Raw genomic sequence first — 21,730 nt, 5'->3', positions numbered from 1 at the left:
GACAGGACCACGCCCGTGCCCGGTACCCGCCCCGCTCATGTCGCCGTCGTCAACCTGCCGATGCTCGGGCACGTCAACCCGACGCTCGGAGTCGTCGAGGAGCTGGTCCGCCGGGGCCACCGGGTGACGTACGCGATCAGCGAGCACTTCCTCCACCAGGTGAAGGCGGCCGGCGCGGAACCCGTCCTCTACCCGGTCGACGCGGGGGACGGCTCGGAACCCCCCGAGCGTCTCTCCGAGGGCTTCGCCCGCGCGGTCCACGCCTCCCTCGGCGCCCTCCCGGCCCTCACCCGCGCCTACGGCGCCGACCGCCCCGACCTGATCCTGTACGACGTGTACGGCTTCGCGGGCCTGATCCTGGGCGCCCAGTGGCGGATCCCCACGGTCCTCTTCTCCCCCACGCATCTCTCCTACGACGGCCTCATCCCGGAGTTCTTCGACGGCACCCCCGCCGTCCCCGACCTCCCCGGCTACCGGGACCTCGCCGACACCCTCGCCGCCCGGGGCCTGGACCCCTCCCGCCTCCACGAGTTCGAGTCCCCGGCCTACGCGATCGCCGCCCTCCCCCGCACCTTCCAGCGCCGCCCGGACACGGTCACCGCCGGCCGGGTCGCCTACACCGGCCCCATCCTGGGCGACCGCTCCCACCAGGGCACCTGGCACCCCCCGCACCCCGACGCACGCACCCTCCTGATCTCCCTCGGCTCCCAGTTCACCCGCCGACCCGACTTCTACCGCGCCTGCGTCGAGGCGTTCGCGGACGGCGAGCACCACGTCGTCATGTCCGTGGGCTTCGAGGTCTCCCCCTCCGACCTGGGCCCGCTCCCCTCGAACGTCGAGGTCCACGCCCACGTCCCCCAGGTGTCGGTCCTCTCCCGGGCGGAGGCCTTCGTCACCCACGCCGGCATGGGCGGCACGATGGAGGCGGTCGCCCACGGCGTCCCGATGGTCGCGGTCCCCCAGATGGCCGAGCAGCGCGTCAACGCGGCCCAGATCGAACACCTCCGCCTGGGCGTCCACCTCCCCCGCGAGCAGGTGACTCCGTCGGCGTTGCGGGAGGCGGTGGAGCAGGTGACGCGTTCCCCGGAGATCCGCGAAGGCCTCGCCTCCCTCCGCACCGAACTGGCCGCCGCAGGCGGGGCCGGAGCAGCAGCCGACCTGATCGAGGAGGCCCTCCGCTACACGCCGGAGACGTAGGAGACGAACTCCACCCAGGCACCGGCGGCGACGTGGAAGGTGGGCCCGTCTCCGGGGTTCTTGGAGTCACGGATGTGAATGAGGGCGGGGGCCAGGGCGACTTCGATGCAGGAGTCCCCCTCGTTCCCTCCGCTGTAGCTGCTCTTGAACCACACCAGATCCCGCATCACTCGTCTCCCCGCAGATTCTCGATGAGGGCCAGCGACTCCCGGGGCGGAAGCGCCAGGGCCCGGAGGGTGCCGTACCGCAGCTCCAAGATGCGGAGCTGCTTCAGTTCCTCGGTCGCCCGCCCATTGAACACACCGTCGGCACGCCCCAACGCCGTCCCGTCCGCGAACTTCAGCAGCTCGATCCGGCCGTCCAGCCCAGGATGCACGTCGACGTGAGTTGGCATGACCTGAAATGTGACGCTCCGCATGCGGCCCACCTCCAGCAGACGTTCAAGCTGCTGACGCCACACCATTGTGCCTCCGAGCGGCCTGCGCAACGGCCCCTCCTCCACCACGAAGCTGAGCGCGGGCGCGGGCTCCCGGTCGAAGATCGACTGCCGGGACACCCGTGCGGCCACCATGCGCTCCACTTCGCGCTGCGAGTACGGCGGCTGGCGCGACTCGAACGCCGCCCGTGCATGGTCCGGCGTCTGCAACAAACCGGGGATGATGTTGCACTCGTACAGTCCGATCTCGACCGCCTTGGCCTCCAGCTCGGCGATCTCCCGGACCTTCTTCGGGTAGCTGACCTGCTTGACGTCCTCCTTCATCGCCGCCAGCAGGCCACCCGCCGCCAGCACCTCGTCCGCCTTGTCCAGGAACTCCGGCCTGGGGATCCGCTTGCCGCTCTCGATCTTGTAGATCATGTCCTCGCCGTAGCCGACGGCCGTACCGAAGTCGCCGGCCCGCATCCCGACCGCCTCGCGCCGAAGCTTCAGTTGCCGGGCGACGGTGGCGACGACCGCGACCCCCCACTCGTCGGTGGGGTCGACCTCCCACCCCGGCTCATCCCCCTGCGTCATCGCGAAGCCCTCCTCAGACCGTGCTCGACATGCCCGGACAGCACCGGACAAAGAGTGGACAGTGACTGTACGTAAGCGCGCGCTCACTATTCAGAGTAGGCATGAACGGACACGCTGGGTGACGTGAATCGGAAACACCCCCAACTCGACTCCCCCATCCGCAACTTCGACGTACGCCTCTCCCCCACCCCCAGAGGCGCCCGCCTCGCCCGTCTCCTCGCCACGGAACAACTCCGCTCCTGGGGCCTCTCCCTGGACCCGGCCGCGCAGATCGTCGCCGAACTGGCCTCCAACGCGGCCACCCACGGCCGCGTCCAGGGAAGGGACTTCTCGCTCCTCCTCTACGTCATCGCGGACACGCTCCGTATCGAGGTGACGGACACACGAGGGGACCGGATGCCGCACGTCCAACCCTCCCCTGGTGACGGAGAGTCAGGCCGAGGCCTGTTGCTCGTGGACGCGTACGCCGACCGCTGGGGCGTGTACGAGGGCCTGCCGCCGCGCAAGACGGTCTGGGCGGAGGTGGTGCTGCCACCGGAACCTGAGACCGTGCGCTTCGGTGCCGGGGGCGGTCTCCCCAAGGACCAAAGACACGGGTGAAAGAACCCGACCAAGCCCCACCCCTCCCGCCCGTGGATCAAACTCACCCGGGCGGGTGAAATAGCCCAACTCAGCTGGATTTGCAGCCCCTTGCCTGGCTTACGCTCAGCGCGACAGCCGCCGACATGCGACGGCCCCCGCAGGGACGGGCAATCCCGGTGCGAGGGCCTGACCAACTAGGAAGACGAAACCTTCCCGATGGATACCGAAAACCCTAGCGCGCACACCCCCGCCAAGTCCCGTAAGCCGGGCAGGAATCACCCCCACACGGGCGTGATCCACGAGAACTCCCGCCACTCCACCCACTTCACGGTGATCGGCAACCACCTCGCCCAGCACGAGGAACTGTCCCTCCTGGCGATCGGCCTCGGCGTCCACATCCAGTCGCTGGAATCCGGCACCCGCATCGACATCAAGTCCCTCGCCCAGCGCTTCCCCGAGGGCACCACCCGGATCGCAGCCGCCCTGAACGAACTCGAAGCCCACGGCTACCTGCGCCGCACCCGCGAGCGCACCCCTTGCGGCCGGATCGTCACCCGCACGGTCTCCTGCAACAAGCCCGGCCACCGGACCGCCCCGGCGGACACCTCCACCAAGCCCGCACCCCGCCCCGCCCAGGACAGGCCCCCGCCGCGCCGCAAGCTCCTCCCCGCCGTGCCGAAGCCCTCGTACGCCTCCCCCGCCCTCCTCCAGACGGCCGTGGACCTCCTCGCGACCCTCCGCCGCCACGACCCCCGCCTCCTCCTCTCCGCCACCGACGCCGAACACCTCGCCCCCGGCGTCGCCGCCTGGCTGGAACGCGACCTCGCCCCCACAGCCGTACGCCACGCCCTCACCGCCGACCTCCCCGACGAACCCCTACGCCGCCCCGCAGCCCTCCTCGCCCACCGCCTGACCGCCCAGCTCCCACCCCCGCCCCCGTTCCGGCCCCCGGCCCCGGCCGCCCCGGAGCCCAGACACCCCTTCCAGAACTGCGACGGCTGCGACCGCCCCTTCCGCGCCCCGACCCCAGGACTCTGCCGTGACTGCCGCACTACCGTTGCCATCGTCTCCTGAGACCGTTCTGTGCAATCGCTCAGCCCGGTGCAGAGCTGGGTCCTGATCTGGGCCAAGGAGATCGAAATCGCCCGCCGCCCGGACCTCTCCCTCCGCTACGCCCAGGCGCAGAGCAATCTGGAAGATGAAGATCCGGAAGTTGCGCGGGAAGCCCTCCGCGAGCTGAGTGCAGTCCTCGAAGAGGCACTGAAAGCGGTTCGCGAGTGAGCTGGAAGTGGGAATACGCCTTCGGCGCCGAAGCCGCCGCTCGTACCGCCCCCACGGACTTCCTCACCGCCGTGGAACGCAAGGCGGACGAGCTGGTCAGAGCAGCCGAAGCCCTCCACCTTCACGGCCGGGCCCATGAAGGGATCGACCCGAAGGGAGGCGAAATCATCGTCTCCGGCGGCTGGTTCGGTTACCAGGTCGTCGTACGCAGCGAACGCGTATGCGTCGTCCAGCTCACCTACCTGAGCTTCTGATCAAGCCCTTCAGCGGGCCGTCGGAAACCGTGCCCGGACCTCCCAGCCCGGGCCGCTGCCGGTGGCCGGTCCCGCCCGCAGTTCGCCGCCCAGCGCCCCGACCCGCTCCCTCAGGCCCACCAGGCCGAAGCCGCCCCCGTGCGCTGCGGCGGGGAGCTGGGTGCCGCCGCGTCCGTCGTCGCGGATCACGACCTCCAGCCCGCCGTCCGCCCGGCGGAGACGGACGGTGATCGTCGTGGCGTCGGCCGCGTGACGGCGTACGTTCGTCAGGGATTCCTGGACGACCCGGAAGGCGGCGGCCTGAACCTCGTGGGGGAGGTCGTCCGGGAGGGTCGGGTCCCGGTCGAGGAGCATGCGCTGCGTCGGGGTCGCGAAGCCCTCCGTCAGGTCGGTGATCGCGGCCAGGTCGCCCACCGGGCGGCGGTCCGCCTCGGCGTCGGTGTCCCGCAGGACGCCCACCGTGCGCCGCATGGAGGCGAGGGCCTCCGTCGCGGCGCGTTCGATGCCCGCGAGGACCGGGTCGAGGTCGTCCGGCCGGGTCGTCGCCATCATGCGCGCCACCTGCGTCTGGACCAGGATGCCGGTGACGTGGTGGGCCACGAAGTCGTGCAGGTCGGCCGCGATCGCGAGCCGCTCCTCGCGGCGGGTGTCGGCGACGGCGACCGTGCGGCGGTAGTCGAGGGAGCGGAGGTAGGCGGCGAGGCCCGCGACCACGCCGATCAGGATCAGGCCGACGAGGGTGAAGCCCGGCGTGCCGCCCGGCGGCAGCGCCCCGTAGTAGCGCAACGGCGTGGCGAGCAGCGCGCCCGCGTCCAGCACCGCGCACGCCACCGACCAGGGCGGTGGACAGTGCCGTACGGCGAGGAAGAGGAGGCAGAGGAGCACCGTCAGCTCGCCGGGGCCGAAGGGGGCGCTGTGGTGGGGGACGTACGCGGACGCCGTGTAGGCGAGGGAGAGCAGGGCCGGGACCGTGGTGCGCAGCTGCGGGGTGAGCCAGGCCGGGCGGCGGGCCGTGGGCCAGAGGATCGCGGTCAGGCCCGCGGTCAGCACCACCACCGGACGCCACAGCGGGTGGCCGACCTCGTGCGTGGCCGCCAGGTCGATCAGCGCGGCGGCGAAGAGCGCCCCGACGGCGGCGCCCCGCGCCCACCCCTTCACCCCACCGGATTTCATGCAGCAAACGGTAGGCGCGGGCGGTGGTCACGGGATCGGCCGAACGGTCGAGGCGGGGGCGGATCCGCGGCGGGTACGGTGCCGGGGCCCGGCTGAGCTGGTCGTTCGGCCGCCGGCCAACCGAGGGCAAAGGCTGGGCCGGGAGCGTATCGGACCGACGGTCCACGGCGCTTTAATCGAGGCCTCAACTGCCCCGACATCACCGGCAGTTGGTCGTGCACACCCACGTGCCGACATGTCCCGGCGAAGGAGACGTCCCGCAGTCATGAGCCAGAGATCTCTTCGTGTCAGAACCCTCAGAACCGGTGCGCTCGCCACCGCCACGGCACTCCTCACGGCCGGCACCCTGATCGGCGCCGGTGCCGGTCCGGCGTCGGCGGCGGCGCCCGCGGCGATCAGGCTGACCTCCTCCTCGTGCCCGGCGAACATCGTCCAGGGGCAGGTGAGCGGCTGCGTCACGGAGTTGCAGAACCTGCTCAACGCGCACGGCGCCGGTCTGGTGGTGGACGGCAGTTTCGGGGCGAACACGCTCTACGCGGTGCGCCAGTACCAGGCCTCCACCGCGATCGCCGTGGACGGGCAGGTCGGCCCGCAGACCAAGGCCAAGCTGTACGCGACGGGCGGTTCGGCCCCGGCGCCGATCGTGCTCACCTCCGCCTCGTGCCCGGCGAACATCGTCCAGGGCGACAAGGGCGGCTGTGTCAGCGAACTCCAGCGGCTGCTCCAGCACTTCGGCTACACGATCGACGTGGACGGCGAGTTCGGCGCGGCCACGTACAGCGCGGTCCGCGACTTCCAGTCCTCGCACGGCCTGTCGGTGGACGGCCAGGTCGGCACCAATACCAAGCGGGAGCTGTACGACACCGACGAGTCGGCGTCCACCGCCCTGGACCTGCGCTCGGCGTCCTGCCCGGCGAACATCGTGGACGGGGAGAGCGGCGGCTGTGTCGCCACCCTCCAGGCCCTGCTCAACGGCAAGGGCTACCACCTCGACGTGGACGGCCAGTTCGGTCCGCTGACCCTGGCGGCGGTGAAGGCCTTCCAGTCCGCGTCGGGTCTCTCCGTCGACGGCCAGGTCGGCACGAACACCAAGGCCGCCCTGTACGCGAACATCAGCACGGGCGGCGGCAGCGGCGCACCGGCGCCGGTCAACCTGACCTCCTCCTCGTGCCCGGCGAACATCGTGCAGGGCCAGCGCAGCGGCTGTGTCACCGAACTGCAGAGCCTGCTCAACCACCACGGCGCCGATCTCGCCGTCGACGGCGACTTCGGACCGCTGACCTACAGCGCGGTGCGGGACTTCCAGGCCGAGAAGGGGCTGTCGGTCGACGGCCAGGTGGGGACGAACACCAAGGCCGCCCTGTACGGCGCGGTCACCCCGCCGTCCTCGACGCCGCCCGGCGGCGGGTACGCCCAGATGCTCGCCGTGGCCGAGGCCGAGGCCGGCACGGTCGAGGGCAGCGCCCGGGCGAACAGCTATGGATCGGCCGTGGGCCTGTCGAGGTCCACCAGCACCTACGCCTGGTGCGCGACCTTCGTGAGCTGGGTGGCCAAGCAGACCGGGGCCAGCTCCTACCGCAACACGTACGTGGTGGGCTGGGTCAGGCAGGCGCGGGCCGGGAACTACCACCTGTCGGTGACGACGGATCCGCAGCCGGGCGACATCGTGGCGTTCGACTGGAACGGCGGCTGGGACTTCGAGGGCGGGCACGAGCACATCGGCATCGTGCGCTCGGTGGGCAGCGGCTCCTCCTTCACCACCGTGGAGGGCAACACCAGCGACCCCGGCGGCGGCGGCTCGGAGGGCGTCTACATCAAGAACCGCAGCACGACCAGCGGGTACGACGTGCTGTTCATCCGGGTCCGCTGAGCGGTGACCCGGGCGGGGGGCCGTGGGGCCGTGTCCCCCGGGGCCGTGTCCCCCGTCCGGACCAGCCCGACCTGCGGTCCCGGCCCCCCGCGGCCCATGCTGGGGCTGGTGGTCGTCGTCTCAGGAGGTCACGATGGGTCGTCTCGACGAGCGGGTGGCGATCGTCACCGGTGGGGCGCGGGGGATCGGCGCCGCGGTGGTCCGCCTGCTCGCGGCCGAGGGCGCCACGGTGATGATCGCCGACATCCTCGAGACCGAGGGGGCCGCCCTGGCCCAGGAGCTCGGCGCCCCGGCCCGCTTCCTGCACCTGGACGTCAGCGACGAGGGCGGCTGGCGGAAGGTGGTCTCCAAGGCCGAGCAGCACGCCGGACCGGTGTCGGTGCTGGTGAACAACGCGGGGATCGCCGGGTGGGGCACCCTGGCGGAGGAGAGCCTGCTCCAGTTCCGCCGGGTCCTGGACGTCAACCTCCAGGGCACCTGGCTCGGGATGCGCACGACGGCGCCCTCGCTGCGCCGGGCCGGCGGCGGGGTGATCGTGAACATGTCCTCCCTGGCGGGGCTGACCGGGTACGCCGGCGTCGGCGCGTACGTGGCGAGCAAATGGGGCGTGCGCGGACTGACCAAGACGGCCGCGCTGGAACTCGCCGGGGACGGCGTCCGCGTCTGCTCCGTCCACCCCGGCGCCATCCGTACGGCGATGACGGCCGGCTTCGACGACCGGTTCGTCGCGGGCCAGCCCATCCCCCGCTTCGGCACGCCCGAGGAGGTCGCCCGCACGGTCCTGTTCATCATCACCGAGGCCACCTTCGCCACGGGCAGCGAGTTCGTCCTCGACGGCGGAGTCCTCGCCGGCGCCCCGGTCCTCCTGGACCCGGTCGCCGACACTCCCTCCTAGTCCCGGCCGTCCGCCTGCCGGAGGGCTGGTCCCACGGCGTCCCCCAGCACCTGGCGCACGGCCAGGCCCGGCAGGTCCGGCAGCGCCGCCCAGTGGGTGACCGGCTCGGCGCAGGGGCGGCCCCGGGGGAGGCGGACCACCCGGTCGGAGTCGACGAAGCAGTCGTGGTGCTCGGTGCCGTCCTCGGCGAGGTGGAGGGTGGTGAAGTACAGGGGCAGCACCAGCCAGAACTCCTCCCCGTCCGGGTAGCGGCCCGTCGTCGCGGCCGCCACCGGCGTCCCGGACCGCGGCAGCCGCTCACGGGCGTCCACCCACTCCACCACTGTGTCCACGTCGTCCCCTCCAGGGTCCGTGTCCGCTCGTACGGTCACCGTTCCAGCGCCGCCCGCAGTTCGCCTCTCCTGCGGATGCCCAACTTGCGGTAGGCGCTGGTGAGATGGGTCTCCACGGTACGGCGGGCCACGTGCAGGAGCGCGGCTATCTCCATGTTGGTACGGCCCTGCACCGCGAGTTCCGCGATCCGGCGCTCGCTGCCGGTGAGGGAGCCGGAGCCGGTGTGCGCCGGGGTGGTGCGGCGGGCGCCCGCCGTGCGCAGGGCCTGGTTGGCGTGGGCCAGGAGGCGCTCGCTGCCCAGGCGTTCGGCGCGTTCGGCGGCCTCGCGGAGATGGTCGCGGCCCCGGACGCGTTCACCGGAGGCGTTGAGCTGGAAGCCCTGCGCGAGCAGGGAGGCGACCAGTTCGGCCTCGGCGGGGGAGTCCCGCAGGACGGCCACCGCCTCGTCGCCGAGTTCCAGACCGCGCCGGCCCCGGGTGGCCCGGCCGAGGACGCGCAGCGCCCGCCCCACCGTGCGCGGGGTGTTCCACACCCGGGCCAGCCGCAGTTCCTCCTCCGCCAGGGCCAGCGCCTCCCGGGGGTTGCCCAGGGCGAGCCGGCACTCCGCGGCCGCCGTACGCCACGGGGTGACGACCGGGCTGAGGACGGCGCGCGCGGACTGGCGGCGGCCGCACTCCAGGAAGTCGTGCAGGGCGCCCGCGACATCGTTTTCGGTGAAGCGCAGGACGCCCCGCGCGTAGAGGAAGCGGTTGAGTTCCCAGGAGTCCGGTGCGTCCCTCAGATCGAAGGTGTCCGCGAGCGCGCGTGCCTCGGCCGTACGGCCGGTCTCCACCAGCGCCGTCAGGGCGTGCGCGTCCGCGTTGCCCGGGATGCCGCGGCGGTGGCCGCGGGCCGTCCGCGGGTGACCTGCGAGGACGGTGCGGTAGTCGCCCCGGGCCGCCGCGATGTCGCAGCGGGTGTCCAGCAGCGCCTGCTCCATGGGGTGGAGCAGGGAGGGCCGCTGGGAGGCCAGACCGCGTTCCACCAGGCGTTGCGCCTCGTCGAGTTCGTCGGCCCACTGGGCCACCGCCGCCGCCGTGCCCAGCAGGAAGGGCTCGGCGAGCGGGTCGGCGGGTTCCTCCAGGAGGGTGCGCACCCGGCGCATCGCCTCGCGCGCCCCGATGTCCCCGGCGGTCGCCGCGTACCGCACCAGCAGGGCCTGGCCGGAGGCGCCGACCAGTTCCGGGGAGCGTTCGGCGGTCTCGGCGAGCCAGCGGTAGGCGTCCTGGCGGACGGTCTGGTCCTGGTCGGACAGGAGCGCGGACGCGGTCTGGAGGGTGCGGGTCAGCTCGGGGTGACCGGGGAGCAGGGTCTCGGTGCGGCGCAGTACCTCCACCGCCGTACGGACCTCCCCGCGGCCCGCGAGCGCCGTGCCCAGCGCGATCGCCGTACGGACCCGGTCGCGGGGTTCGGCCGGCAGGTCCAGGGCCTCGACCAGCCGGGGGATGCCGACCGGGGCGTCCGCGGAGGCGTACTCCAGGGAGCCCAGTTCGGTCAGCAGCCGCTGCCGGAGGTCGTCGGGGAGTGGTTCGGCGAGGGCGCGGCGCAGATAGCCGACGGCGTCGTCCGCGCGGCCGGCGCGGAGGGCGACCGTGACCGCGTCGCGCAGCACGCGCAGTGCCCACGGCTCACCGACCCGCGCGCTGTCCAGCAGCTGCCGGGCCACGCTCTCCACGCCGTCGCCGCGGCGCAGCATGGCCTGGGCGACGGCGCGGTGCGCGTCCTGGCGGCGCCCGGCGGGCCAGCCGGCGAGGACGGCGTCCCGCAACAGGGGGTGCGCGTACCGGGGGCGCCCGTCGGCACCCGTCCGCAGCAGCCCCAGCCGGGTCATCGCGGTGAGCCAGCCGGAGACCCGTGCGGGATCGGCGGCACAGACGTCGGCGAGCAGCGCGGCGAGGCCCACGGCGGTCTCCGGGGGAAGCGAGCCGGGGCGCGGCCCGCCGACGGGGCCGGGGAACCCGCCGCCCGGACCGCGGAACCCGCCGACGGGACCGCGGAACCCGTCGGCCGGACCGCGGAACCCGTCGGCCGGACCGCGGAACCCGTCGGCCGGACCGTGGAACCCGTCGGCCGGACGGTGGAACCCGTCGGCCGGACCATGCGGTTCGGCGGCCGGACGATGGAACCCGTCGGCCGGACCGTGCGGCTCGGCGGCCGGACGATGCAACCCGTCGGCCGGACCGTGCGGCTCGGCGGCCGGACCGTGGAACCTGTCGGCCAGCCCCTGCGGTTCGGCGGCCGGACCGTGGAACCCGTCGGCCGGACCGTGGAACCCGGCGGCCGGCCCCCGCGGTTCGGCCGACGGACGGGGCTCGGCGGGCCGGCCCCCGCCCCCCGGCCGGATCGCGTGGGCAGCCGGAAGGAACTCGGTGGACCGGGCCTGTGCGGGGACGCGGGCCTCGCTCCGGTCGTGGTCATCGCTCCGCTCGTGGTGGGGCGTCGCGTCGTCCTCCGTCTGTTCCAGGGCCGCCAGGGTGCGGGCCACCTCCGCCGTCGCCTCCCCGGCGCTCTCCAGCCACCAGGACACGGCGGCCGGGTAGGACCCGGGGTACAGCGCGGCGCAGGTGTGCGGCACGGGCGCGGACGACGGGGCGCCCGCGAGGTCGTCGAGGAGGGCGTGCAGCAGCAGCGGGCTGCCCGCCGCGGCGTCGGCGCAGTCCGCCGTCCACCGCGGCGAGGCCTGCGGGAAGGCAGCACGGACCAGCTCCGCCGACGTGTCGTCGGAGAGCGGCGCGAGGGTGTGGGTGCGGACCAGGGAAGGGGTGAGGGCGTGCGTGATACCTGTCGGCGGGGGATCGATGTCGTACTGGCTGCGCTCGGTGGCCACGAGCAGCAGCGGTAATCGGTCGACGCGCCGCGCCGCCTCCATCAGCCAGCGCCGCGAGGCGTCGTCGGCGAGGTCGACGTCGTCCACGGCCACCATCACCGGGCCCTCGGCCGCGTACGACCGCAGCAGCCGCCACAGCCGCGCCGCGCTCCCCCGGTCGTCCTGCCCGGGCCCCACCTCCTCGTCCGCGAACTCCGGTACGGGGCCCAGGAGGTGGAGGACGCAGGAGAACGGGACGGCGGTGTCCCCGGGCGAGCAGCGGGCCCGCAGCACCCGCAGCCCCCGCCCGGCCGCGTGCGCCACCGCGGCCTCCAGCAGCGCGGAGCGCCCGGTGCCGGTGGCTCCGCGCAGCAGGACGAGCCGGCCCGCGCCGGCCCGGGCCCGCTCGACCTCGGCCACGAGCAGCGCGTGCGCGTCGCCGCGTTCCCGCAAGGGTCCGCTCATCCCTGTCTCCTGCCAGTCGGTACGCCCCTCAGACGCGGTCCGTCTGCCGGGCTCGGTTCCGCACGACGTCGTACGTCCGGTGTGGCGAGGCTCACGACACACCTCCCGCACGCCCATCGAACCCCCGTTGACCTGCAGTGATGTTCGCACCTTGTGGTTGCTTCCCCGTTGCTCTCGTGGTGCGGCTCGTGGTGGTCCACGATTGCGCCCGCCCCCGGAACCACAGAAGTCTTGACAGGACCCAGCCGCCACCGGTTCCCGCCGGCCGCGGTCCCGTCACCATGGGGGACAGGTTGCTCAGCTCACCCCGGACAGCAGACGCCCGGACGTCCGACCCTCGGACCTCCGACACCCGGACTTCCGACGCCCGGACGCCGGACACCGGCACGCCGAACGTCAGGCGACGGCTGCCCGTCGCCGTCCTCGCCCCCGACCCCATCTCCCGGGAGGGCGCCGCGAGCCAGCTGCGCGGCCGGCCGGAGATCGAGGTCCGCGAGGAGCCCACGCCCACGCCCGGCACGGTCGCGCTGCTCGTCGAGGACACCCTCGACGACACCGCGCTGGCCCGGTTGCGCCGGATCACCCGGACCGAGGGCACCCGGGTGGTGCTCGTGGTGGGCGCGATCCGCGAGACCGAACTGCTCGACGTCATCGAGTGCGGGGTCGGGGCGATCGTCTGGCGCCGGGAGGCCACCGCGCACCGGCTGGTGCAGGCGGTCCTCGCGGCCGCGCGCGGCGACGGCGACCTGCCCTCCGATCTGCTGGGCAGACTGATCAGCCAGGTCGGCACGCTGCACCGGGGCGCGGCAGGGCGCCCGGGCGCGCCCTCGCTGGGGCTCGCGCCACGGGAGGTGGACGTCCTGCGGCTGGTCGCCGAGGGCCTCGACACCGGAGAGATCGCCAGCAAGCTGTCCTACTCCGAACGAACCGTCAAGAACGTGATGCACGGACTCACGACGCGCCTGCATCTGCGGAACCGGGCGCATGCGGTGGCATATGCCCTCCGGGAAGGCTACATCTGACCGAACGGGCACTCGAAGCAGAACACGCGGGCAGCGTGTCGTGCCCGGCCGCCGACCCCGGCGCGCCTGCGGAACCCGGCCGGTCGGAGGCACGATCGGTCAACGGGGTTCCGCGGTAAGGGCGATGGAGGAGCGCGAGGGTGATCCACGAGGTCGACGAGGTCCTCAAGGGCCTGCTCGGCGGGGGCGCGCTGACCGGCTCCGGCATCGACGTCTCCTTCGAGGCACCCACCCGTGACTGGGCGGCCCGGCGCAACTCCCCTGTCGTCAATGCCTATTTGTACGACATCCGGGAGGACGTGGCCCGCCGCCAGCGCGGACAGGTCGCGGTGCGTGACGAGCGGGACGTCGTGGTGAAACGGCGTCAGCCACCGCGCTGGTTCAGACTTTCCTACCTCGTGACCGCCTGGACGAAAACTCCACAGGACGAACACAGGCTGCTTTCCGCCGTGTTGGCCAACCTCATCCCGCGCGAGGTCATCGGCGCCGACGAACTCCCCGCCGCCCTGGCTGCCTTGGGACTGGCGGTCCATGTGAACGTGGCCGGCGTCCAGACGGAGACCCGTTCCCTCGCCGAGATCTGGTCCGCCCTCGGCGGCGAGCTGAAGCCCTCCCTGGACCTGGTGGTGACGGCCCCCTTCCCGGCCTACCCCGAGTACGACGCGGGGCCGCCGGTCACCGAGGGCGCCCTCGTCCGGGTCGCCGGCCTCGAAGGCGACCCCCCGCAGGACGAGGGCCGCGCCCACCGCGCCCACCACCTGGAGGCGGCCCGGGAGGCCCGGGAGACCGGCGGGACCGGCGGGACCGGCAAGGCCGACGGGGCCACGAAGAAGAACGGCCGATGACCGCCACGACGACCACCGCCGGGTATCCGACGGACAGCACGGACCACCCCTCCACCGGCCTCGCCGCCGAGACGGCCCCGGCCGATCCGACGGCCGCGCTGCTCGCCCGCCTCGGCGCCCTGCGCGAGCGGGTGGCCGGGCTGGTCGACCGGCGGGCCGTCGGGGATCCCACGGCCGACGACCCGTTGCGCGGGCTGTACCTCTCCGAGGAGGCGGTACGGCACCTGCTGGGCCGTGAGCCGGTCTCCCCGGCGGATCCGCCTGCGGACGCGCCCGGCGACCGCCTCACCGCCCTCGCCGACCGCCTCCCCCTCACCGCGCTCGATCTCGCCGTGCTCCTCGTGGCGCTCGCCCCCGATCTGGACCGGACGTTCGAGCCGCTGTACGGCTATCTCAACGACGACGTCAGCAGGCGCCGGGCGACCGTCGGGCTCGCGCTGGAACTGTGCGGGGCGCCCGTGCACCTCGCGTCGGCGCGGGCCCGCTTCCATGCCTCGGCACCGCTGTCCGCGCTGGGCCTGCTGGAGACCGAGGAACCCGAACGCCCCTTCCTGTCCCGCTCGTTGCGCGTCCCCGACCGGCTCCTCGGGCACCTCCTCGGCGACCCGACCCCGGACGCGTCCCTCAACGGCCACCTGCACCCGCTGCCGCACCCCGCGACCGACCGCCCCGTCGCCCCTCTCGCCCCCGTCGCCCCCTTCGCGGCCCGCCTGGCCGACCGGCTCCGGCACGGCCCCCTCACCGTCTACCTCCGTGAGCACCGCGAGGGCGACGGACAGGCCGCGCTCGCCACCGCCCTGCACACGGCCGGTGTCGAGGCCCTGCGCTTCACCGGCCCCACCGACCGGATCCCCGCCCTCCTGCGCGAGGCCCGCCTCACCGGACGGGCCGTCGTGGTGACCGGGCTCCCCGACCAACCGGCCGCGCTGGTCGCCGCGTTGACCACCGCACCGGACGTGACCGTCCTCCTCGCGGACCCCCGCCCCTACGACCCCCACTGGACCCCCACGGACCCCCTGGTCCTGGACGCCCCCCGCCGCGGCGCGGGCGGCACGGACCTCTGGGAGACGGAACTCGGCGCACCCCACCGGGAACCCGCACCCCACCGGGAACCCGCCCCCGACCGGGCCGGCTTCGACCGGCCCGGCTTCGATCTCGCGGCCACCGTCGCCCCGTACCGTCTCGGCGGCGACCGGGTCGCACGGGCCGCGCGGGCCGCACAGGCGCTCGCCACGTTCGAGGGCGTCCCGCTCGCCCCCGACCACATCCGGGTCGCCGCACGCCAGCAGTCCGCGTCCGGACTGGAGAAGCACGCCCGCCGTATCCGCCCCGACGTCGGCTGGAGCGATCTCGTCCTGCCCGACCGCCCCCTCACCCAGCTCCACGAACTCGCCCTGCGCGCCCGCCACCGCGACCGCGTCCTCGGCGACTGGCGGCTCAGCGCGGGCGGCGGACGGGGCAGGGGCGTGCTCGGACTGTTCGCGGGCGAGTCCGGGACCGGCAAGACCCTGTCCGCCGAGGTCGTCGCCGCCGAGCTCGGCCTCGACCTGTACGTCGTCCAGCTGTCCTCGGTCGTCGACAAGTACGTCGGCGAGACCGAGAAGAACCTGGAGCGCATCTTCACCGAGGCGGACCGCACCGACGCCGTCCTGCTCTTCGACGAGGCCGACGCCGTCTTCGGCAAGCGCTCCGAGGTGAAGGACTCCCACGACCGGTACGCCAACATGGAGAGCGCCTATCTGCTCCAGCGCCTGGAGTCCTTCGACGGGATCGCGCTGCTCACCACCAACCTGCGCGCCAACATCGACGAGGCGTTCACCCGCCGGCTCGACCTGGTGATCGACTTCCCGTTCCCGGACCGGGAGCAGCGGCTCGCCCTGTGGCGGCACGGACTCGTCCATGTGCCGTGCGCCGAGGGCGTCGACCCGGCCCCGCTGGCGGGGGAGTTCGAGCTGGCGGGCGGCTCGATCCGCAGCGCGGTCGTCACCGCCGCCTACCTGGCCGCCGGACGGGGCGGACCGGTGGACGACGGCGACCTGCTGGAGGGGGCCCGCCGCGAGTACCGCAAGGCGGGCCGCCTGGTGCCGGGCGAGGCCAACTGGTAGTCCCCGCCCCCCGCCTGACCCCTACTCCACGCGCCACTTCTGGTTGGGCGTCCCCGAGCAGGTCCACTGCTGGAGCTTCGCGCCGTTGCCGGTCCCGTTGTCCTTGACGTCCACGCACTTGTTCGACTGCGGGTTGACCAGGTCACCGGCGTCGCTCAGCACGAACTGCTGGGCGGGGTTGCCGCTGCAGTTCGCGAGCTGGATGACCGCGCCGTCGTCCTTCGACCCCCAGGCGACGTCCATGCACAGACCGAGCGCGCGGACCGTACCGTCGCTGCGGAAGTCCCACTTCTGGTTGGCGGAGCCCGCGCAGTCCCAGATCTGGAGCGGGGTGCCGTCCTTGCCCTTGCCGTTCTGGGCGTCGGTGACGTCGACGCAGCGGTTGGAGCCCTTCCCGATGATCAGCTGCCCGGCCACCTCGGTCTGGTCGTCCGAGTCGTCGGAACCGCCCCCGCCGCCGCTCGATCCCGACGAGCCGCCCGACCCGCCGCCGGATCCCGATCCGGAGCCGGAGCCCGAGCCCGAGCCGCCGCTGTCGCTGTTCTGCGCCGGGGCGGACGCGGCCGGCTGATCCGCGGGCGCCTGCGCGGAGGAGTCGCTCTTCGGCGCGGACGGCGGCGCCACCGAGGGGCTCGGCAGCGCGGAGCCGTTGACCTCCACCATCTTCTCCGAGGCGAGGGACCGCACCTGCGGCTTGTACGCCAGCCAGATCATCACGAACGCGATCGTCAGCGCCATCGCGATGCTCAGCGACGTCGCCAGCCAGCGCGGCAGGAACCCGCGCTGCACGAACGTCCCGTCCACCGAGAGCGGCACCGCCCCCGAACGCTGCACGCTCAGCGCGTACGGCCGCTGCTCCTTGGACCCGAACCAGATGATCTGCCGGGGCCGCAGCGTGGTGTCCACGAACACGGCCCGGCCCGGTTCGATCTGCACGTTCGACGGCCGGAACTCGTACGCCAGGTTGTCACCGGTGTCCGCCCCCGCGACGGACGCGGTGACCCTGCTGTTGCCGAGATTGTCGATCGCCAGCCGGGGCCGGCCCCGGAACCGCCCCTTCACGGTCGGCGGCACCAGCTCGGCCCGCACCTCCGTGAACGGGGTGATCGTCAGATTCCCCTCCGGCACGGTCGTCGCGTCCGGGTGCTCGGTCGGGGTGATCCGCACGGCGTACGGATTCGGCCCCGCCACCGCGTCCGGGCTGCGCGGCGGCGCGAAGGTCAGCTCGACCGTGCCCGTCGTCCCGGGATAGAGCCGCAGCGTCTGCGGCTCCACCGTCGTCCAGGGCGCGATGTCCCCGACGGGCTCGAAGCGGTACTCGTCGACGACATCACCGGTGTTGCGCACCCGCAGCCGTACGGTCGTACTGCTGCCGGGGTCGACGGTCGCGGCCGCCGGCTCAAGAGAAGTCCACAGAGTCACACACCGACGCTACGGTGCACACGACCACCCGGATCAGAGGCCATGGGGCAGAGCGACTGCCCGGCAGGGCGGCACCGGCTGCCCCTCCCGGCCGGACGTGTCCCCCGGCTCCGCCCCGTCATCGCCGACGGCGGTCCGCGACCTGGTCGTCCAGGTCATGGGAGATACCTAGAATCGGAACGCTCGAGGGGAACAACTCCGTTCTGTGACAGCGAGTTGTCCATGTCACCGGGCCGTGACGGCGTCGTCCTGGATCGAACACCGACGCATCCGTTCGGATCCCGCCCCCCTCCTAGTCATCGCACGCACACTGAGCGGCCGAACCCACCTCGGCGCCGACCCGCCTTTTCCTCAAGGGACTTGACCAATGATGCGCAACCGTCGCAAGGCCTTCCTCGTCTCCGCCGCGCTCCTCGGCGGCACTCTGCTGATGACGGCGTGCAGCCAGGGAGACGACGACGCGAGTTCCTCCGGCACGGCCGCCGCGGCGAGCGAGTCCGCCTCCTCCACCGCCTCCGCCTCCGCGTCCGCGTCCGCCACCGGCTCCGGTTCCGCCACCGGCTCCGCCACCGGTTCCGGAAGCACCTCCGGAGGGAGCAGCACCTCCGGCGGCAGCAGCACGTCCGGCGGCTCCACGTCGGGCGGCAGCACGTCCGGTGGCAGCACGTCCGGCTCCGGCGGGACCGCAGTGGAGGGGGTCAACAAGGGCGAGGGCGTCAGCGGCACCTGGTACGGCATCGTGCGGTACGTGGCCCCCGGCAAGTACCTGATCGACGGCCCCAAGGCCCAGGGCTCCGGCGGCGAGCAGCAGGTCTTCTTCCTCGCCGAGGACACCGTGATCCTGGGCGGCGGCGAGATCTGCGGCGTCGCCCACCCGAAGGTGGACGCCCCCTGCGAGGAGTCCGACCTGGAGAAGGCCGCCAAGGACGGTGTGGAGGCCCAGGTCGAGCTCAAGGACGGCATCGCCACCCAGATCACCGACGGCGCGCTCGTCTGATCCGGCGGTTCCCGACACACCGAGGCGGTCTGCCGGAAGCGCGTGGCTTCCGGCAGACCGCCTCGTTCCGTGCCGCGTCCCGGCGGCCCCGGCGTCAGATGGTGAAGCGGACCGCCTCCAGCTGGAGTTTCCAGTCCATGGGGCTGCCGCCGTAGATCCACTTGTCCGTCGCGTTGGGGTCCGAGCAGCCCACGCCGCGCCAGCCCTTGTCCTTGATGTGCGCGTTCTGGCAGACCGAGCTGCCGTCGCCCAACCCGATGGTGAAGCCCTGGAGGGGCGAGACCGCCTCCTTGAGGCTGCCGATGTACATGTCGGCGCCGTCCGCCGCGCTCGACCACTTGCCGCCGGTCAGCCAGCCCTCGGTCACATGGGCGCCGTTGCCGTTGACGCCCTTGGTGCCCACCGTGGCGATGTTCAGCTCCTTGATGGGCAGGCCCTTGCCGGTCGTACCGGCGATAGCGCCGTCGCACACCGGGTCCTGCCAGCCGCGGTCGGCGACATAGGCGCGGTAGCAGATGTGCCGGCCGTCGCTGCGCGCCGCCAGTGCCTGCACCGCGTCCGCGGCGGTCTGCTTCTTCGGCTTGACCGTCGTGTTCGACGACCCGCCGCCGCTCCCACTGCCGCTGCCGCTGCCACTCCCGCTGCCGCTTCCGCTTCCGGCGGCCGCCGTGTCGCCTCCGGTGTTCGCGGGGACCTCCGGGGCCGCGGGCGCGCTGGTCGCGGCGGCGGGCGGCGCGCTCACGATGGGCGCCGAGGGGCTGGGCAGCGCGGTGGCGCCGGCCTCCGCGAGCTTCTCCGCGGCGAGGGACCGCACCTGCGGCTTGTATGCCAGCCAGATCATCACGAACGCGATCGCCAGCGCCATCGTGACGCTCAGCGCGGTCGCCAGCCAGCGCGGCAGGAACCCGCGCTGCACGAACGTGCCGTCGACCTCCAGCGGCTGCGCCCCCGACCGCCGTACGGCCAGCCGGTAGGGCTGCTCCTCCTTCGACCCGAACCAGATGATCTGCCGGGGCCGCAGCGTGGTGTCCACGAACACGGCCCGGCCGGGCTCGATCTGCACATTGGCGGGCTGGAGTTCGTACTGGAGCCGGTCGCCGTTGTCGCCGCCGCTGAGGGAGGCGGTCACCTTGGTGTTGCCGAGGTTGTCGATCGCGAGCCGGGGCCGGCCCTTGAAGCGCCCCTTCACGGTCGGCGGCACCAGCTCGGCCCGCACCTCCGTGAAGGCGGTGATCGTCAGATTGCCCTCCGGCACGGTCACCGCGTCCGGGTGCTCGGTCGGCGTGATCCGCACGGCGTACGGGTTGGGCCCCGCCGTCGCGTCCGAGGTGCGGGGCGGGGCGAAGGTCAGCTCCACCGTGCCGGTCGTCCCGGGGTACAGCCGCAGCGTCTGCGGCTCCACCGTCGTCCAGGGCGCGACGTCCCCGACGGGCTCGAAGCGGTACTCGTCGACGACATCACCGGTGTTGCGCACCCGCAGCCGTACGGTCGCCCGGCTGCCGGGGTCGACGGTCACGGAGGCAGGTTCGAGGGAGGTCCACAGGCTCACGTACCGACGCTACGGTGTGGCCGGTGAGCGGGGTCAGAGGCCCTGGGGCAGAGCGGCTGCCCGGCAGGACCGCACCGGCTGCCCTCCCGGCCGGACGGCCCCCCAGGTCCGCCCCCGGGGCCCCGCGGGAGTCCCGCCGGCCCCCCTCACCCCCGGCCCGCGCGAGATCCGGCCCCCGGGTCCCGCTTGCCCGACCGGGCACCGACTGTGCCCGGGGACGTGCACCGAAGGCCGTTTCGGGCGACGCGCTTCGCGCGTGACGGTGGGAACGTCCTGACGCGTACCCCGAGGAGAGCACAGCATGCCGTCCTACCTGTCGCCCGGCGTATACGTCGAGGAGGTGGCCAGCGGCTCCCGCCCGATCGAGGGGGTGGGCACCTCGGTGGCGGCCTTCGTCGGGCTCGCCCCGACCGGCCCGCTCAACGAGCCGACCCTGGTGACCAACTGGACCCAGTACGTGGCGGCGTTCGGTGACTTCACCGACGGGTACTACCTGGCGCACTCCGTCTACGGCTTCTTCAACAACGGTGGTTCGGCGGCCTATGTCGTCCGGGTCGGCGGCTCCGCAGCGGGCGCCTCCGGCGACGCCAAGTCCCCGTCCGCGGTGACCGGTTCGGCCGCGCCCGCCGCGCTGCCCGCCGGTGAGCCGAAGCAGCTCGGCACCTTCTCGGTGACCGCGACGGCGCCGGGCAACCTGAGCGTCGAGGTCGCGGACGCCGAGGGCGAGGGCCCCGCCGAGCGGTTCAAGCTGATCGTCAAGGACGGCGACCAGCCGGTCGAGACCTTCGACGTCAGCGCCAAGAAGGGCAACCGCGCCTACGTCGTCACCCAGGTCAAGGAGCGGTCCCGGTTCATCGCCGTGGCCGAGGCCGCGCCCGCCGCGCAGCTCGCCCGCCCGGACAACCAGACCGTCGCGCTGCCGTCGGCGTCCGCCGCCGCGCCCGCCGTCCCGGCCTCCGACGACACCGTCACCGTCGGCCCCGCCCAGTACCTCGGCGACAGCGCCGACCGCACCGGCTTCGGCGGTCTGGAGGCCGTCGACGAGATCTCCATGGTCGCGGTGCCCGACCTGATGGCCGCCTACCAGCGCGGCGCGATCGACCTGGAGCAGGTCAAGGCCGTCCAGCTCGGCCTGATCGCGCACTGCGAGCTGATGGGCGACCGCGTCGCGATCATCGACCCGCCGCCGAGCCTCAACGCCCGCCAGATCCGCGTCTGGCGTCAGGAGACGGCCGGCTACGACTCCAAGTACGCCGCCCTGTACTACCCCTGGATCAAGTCCTTCGACCCGGCCTCCGGCCAGTCCCGGCTGATCCCGCCGAGCGGCCACGTCGCCGGCGTGTGGGCCCGCAACGACTCCGAGCGCGGTGTGCACAAGGCCCCCGCCAACGAGGTCGTGCGCGGCGCGGTGGACCTGGAGATCCAGATCACCCGGGGTGAGCAGGACCTGCTCAACCCCATCGGCGTGAACTGCATCCGCGCGTTCCCCGGCCGGGGCATCCGCATCTGGGGCGCCCGCACCCTCTCCTCCGACCCGGCCTGGCGCTACCTCAACGTCCGCCGGTACTTCAACTACCTGGAGGAGTCGATCCTGATCGGCACCCAGTGGGTGGTGTTCGAGCCGAACGACCACGCCCTGTGGGCCCGGATCCGGCGCAACGTCTCGGCGTTCCTGGTCAACGAGTGGCGCAGCGGCGCCCTGTTCGGCGCCAAGCCCGAGGACGCGTACTACGTCAAGTGCGACGAGGAGACCAACCCGCCGGAGTCGGTCGACGTCGGCCGGGTCGTCTGCGAGATCGGCATCGCGCCGGTCAAGCCGGCCGAGTTCGTGATCTTCCGGCTGGCGCAGTTCTCGAGCGGCAACGGGGAGCTGGAGGAGTAGA

The 21,730-nt window shown here is 73.2% G+C and carries 18 protein-coding genes and 1 pseudogene; 12 read left to right on the top strand and 7 right to left on the bottom strand.

The window, feature by feature from the left end; genetic code table 11:
• Window positions 1-15: 15 nt before the first annotated feature.
• The gene (locus ABZ490_RS12045; RefSeq protein WP_358988215.1) at window positions 16-1,197 is read left to right on the top strand and encodes a macrolide family glycosyltransferase; all 1,182 of its coding nucleotides are present in this window, start codon (window positions 16-18) and stop codon (window positions 1,195-1,197) included.
• Here ABZ490_RS12045 and ABZ490_RS12040 read toward each other — a convergent pair.
• Together ABZ490_RS12040 and ABZ490_RS12035 are read right to left on the bottom strand one after the other, a co-directional pair.
• Window positions 1,179-1,364 (bottom strand): DUF397 domain-containing protein, encoded by a 186-nt coding sequence (locus ABZ490_RS12040; RefSeq protein WP_358988213.1) that lies wholly within the window; start codon window positions 1,362-1,364, stop codon window positions 1,179-1,181. The two genes, ABZ490_RS12045 and ABZ490_RS12040, sit on opposite strands and share 19 nt — an antisense overlap.
• Window positions 1,364-2,209, bottom strand: a complete 846-nt coding sequence (locus ABZ490_RS12035; RefSeq protein WP_358988211.1) for a helix-turn-helix transcriptional regulator — start codon at window positions 2,207-2,209, stop codon at window positions 1,364-1,366. Before ABZ490_RS12035 ends, ABZ490_RS12040 begins: the two co-directional genes overlap by 1 nt.
• Before the next feature lie 123 nt (window positions 2,210-2,332).
• On the opposite strand from ABZ490_RS12035, the gene ABZ490_RS12030 reads away from it, so the two are divergent.
• The 4 genes and pseudogenes from ABZ490_RS12030 (at window position 2,333) to ABZ490_RS12015 (ending at window position 4,326) form a co-directional block, all read left to right on the top strand.
• On the top strand, window positions 2,333-2,809 hold the full coding sequence (locus ABZ490_RS12030; protein ID WP_358988209.1) for an ATP-binding protein: 477 nt from the start codon (window positions 2,333-2,335) through the stop codon (window positions 2,807-2,809).
• 198 nt (window positions 2,810-3,007) lie between these two features.
• Window positions 3,008-3,865, top strand: coding sequence for a helix-turn-helix domain-containing protein (locus ABZ490_RS12025; RefSeq protein ID WP_358988207.1), 858 nt, complete (start codon window positions 3,008-3,010; stop codon window positions 3,863-3,865).
• Between the two features lie 12 nt (window positions 3,866-3,877).
• Window positions 3,878-4,072: pseudogene (locus ABZ490_RS12020) on the top strand (hypothetical protein); the annotation flags it as partial.
• Complete coding sequence (locus tag ABZ490_RS12015) at window positions 4,069-4,326, top strand: hypothetical protein (RefSeq protein WP_358988205.1); 258 nt, start codon at window positions 4,069-4,071, stop codon at window positions 4,324-4,326. The pseudogene ABZ490_RS12020 and the gene ABZ490_RS12015, both read left to right, overlap by 4 nt.
• Before the next feature lie 9 nt (window positions 4,327-4,335).
• Here ABZ490_RS12015 and ABZ490_RS12010 read toward each other — a convergent pair whose 3' ends face one another.
• The gene (locus ABZ490_RS12010; RefSeq protein ID WP_358988202.1) at window positions 4,336-5,499 is read right to left on the bottom strand and encodes a sensor histidine kinase; all 1,164 of its coding nucleotides are present in this window, start codon (window positions 5,497-5,499) and stop codon (window positions 4,336-4,338) included.
• 265 nt (window positions 5,500-5,764) lie between these two features.
• Between ABZ490_RS12010 and ABZ490_RS12005 the strand changes: the two genes are divergently transcribed.
• Both ABZ490_RS12005 and ABZ490_RS12000 read left to right on the top strand, forming a co-directional pair.
• Window positions 5,765-7,369 carry a peptidoglycan-binding protein gene (locus ABZ490_RS12005; RefSeq protein ID WP_358988199.1) on the top strand — a complete coding sequence of 535 codons (1,605 nt, stop codon included), beginning with the start codon at window positions 5,765-5,767 and terminating at the stop codon, window positions 7,367-7,369.
• A gap of 133 nt (window positions 7,370-7,502) precedes the next feature.
• The gene (locus ABZ490_RS12000; RefSeq protein ID WP_358988196.1) at window positions 7,503-8,264 is read left to right on the top strand and encodes an SDR family NAD(P)-dependent oxidoreductase; all 762 of its coding nucleotides are present in this window, start codon (window positions 7,503-7,505) and stop codon (window positions 8,262-8,264) included.
• On the opposite strand, the gene ABZ490_RS11995 is transcribed toward ABZ490_RS12000, so the two are convergent.
• Window positions 8,261-8,596: an AQJ64_40280 family protein gene (locus tag ABZ490_RS11995; protein ID WP_358988193.1), complete on the bottom strand. Its 336-nt coding sequence runs from the start codon at window positions 8,594-8,596 to the stop codon at window positions 8,261-8,263. The genes ABZ490_RS12000 and ABZ490_RS11995 overlap by 4 nt on opposite strands.
• A gap of 35 nt (window positions 8,597-8,631) precedes the next feature.
• On the bottom strand, window positions 8,632-11,907 hold the full coding sequence (locus ABZ490_RS11990) for an AAA family ATPase (RefSeq protein WP_358988190.1): 3,276 nt from the start codon (window positions 11,905-11,907) through the stop codon (window positions 8,632-8,634).
• A 407-nt stretch (window positions 11,908-12,314) separates the two neighbouring features.
• Between ABZ490_RS11990 and ABZ490_RS11985 the strand changes: the two genes are divergently transcribed.
• The 3 genes from ABZ490_RS11985 to ABZ490_RS11975 all read left to right on the top strand — a co-directional run bounded on the left by ABZ490_RS11985 (window position 12,315) and on the right by ABZ490_RS11975 (window position 15,879).
• Entirely contained in the window at window positions 12,315-12,929 is a 615-nt protein-coding gene (locus ABZ490_RS11985; RefSeq protein ID WP_055632411.1) for a response regulator transcription factor, read from the top strand.
• Between the two features lie 140 nt (window positions 12,930-13,069).
• Window positions 13,070-13,774 (top strand): DUF4255 domain-containing protein, encoded by a 705-nt coding sequence (locus ABZ490_RS11980; RefSeq protein ID WP_358988187.1) that lies wholly within the window; start codon window positions 13,070-13,072, stop codon window positions 13,772-13,774.
• A complete protein-coding gene (locus ABZ490_RS11975; protein ID WP_358988184.1) occupies window positions 13,771-15,879 on the top strand; it encodes an ATP-binding protein in 2,109 nt (702 codons plus the stop codon). Before ABZ490_RS11980 ends, ABZ490_RS11975 begins: the two co-directional genes overlap by 4 nt.
• A gap of 21 nt (window positions 15,880-15,900) precedes the next feature.
• On the opposite strand, the gene ABZ490_RS11970 is transcribed toward ABZ490_RS11975, so the two are convergent.
• The gene (locus ABZ490_RS11970; RefSeq protein WP_358988180.1) at window positions 15,901-17,301 is read right to left on the bottom strand and encodes an RICIN domain-containing protein; all 1,401 of its coding nucleotides are present in this window, start codon (window positions 17,299-17,301) and stop codon (window positions 15,901-15,903) included.
• 367 nt (window positions 17,302-17,668) lie between these two features.
• Here ABZ490_RS11970 and ABZ490_RS11965 point away from each other — a divergent pair, with 367 nt between their 5' ends.
• A complete protein-coding gene (locus ABZ490_RS11965; protein WP_358988177.1) occupies window positions 17,669-18,298 on the top strand; it encodes a hypothetical protein in 630 nt (209 codons plus the stop codon).
• Window positions 18,299-18,392: 94 nt separating this feature from the next.
• On the opposite strand, the gene ABZ490_RS11960 is transcribed toward ABZ490_RS11965, so the two are convergent.
• Window positions 18,393-19,847 carry a hydrolase gene (locus ABZ490_RS11960; protein WP_358988174.1) on the bottom strand — a complete coding sequence of 485 codons (1,455 nt, stop codon included), beginning with the start codon at window positions 19,845-19,847 and terminating at the stop codon, window positions 18,393-18,395.
• A gap of 301 nt (window positions 19,848-20,148) precedes the next feature.
• On the opposite strand from ABZ490_RS11960, the gene ABZ490_RS11955 reads away from it, so the two are divergent.
• A complete protein-coding gene (locus tag ABZ490_RS11955) occupies window positions 20,149-21,729 on the top strand; it encodes a phage tail sheath subtilisin-like domain-containing protein (RefSeq protein WP_358988172.1) in 1,581 nt (526 codons plus the stop codon).
• Window position 21,730 lies beyond the last annotated feature (1 nt).

It is taken from the genome of Streptomyces sp. NPDC005811, assembly GCF_040630405.1.
Classification (GTDB): Bacteria; Actinomycetota; Actinomycetes; order Streptomycetales; family Streptomycetaceae; genus Streptomyces.
This window is presented reverse-complemented; position numbering and strand designations above follow the sequence as displayed.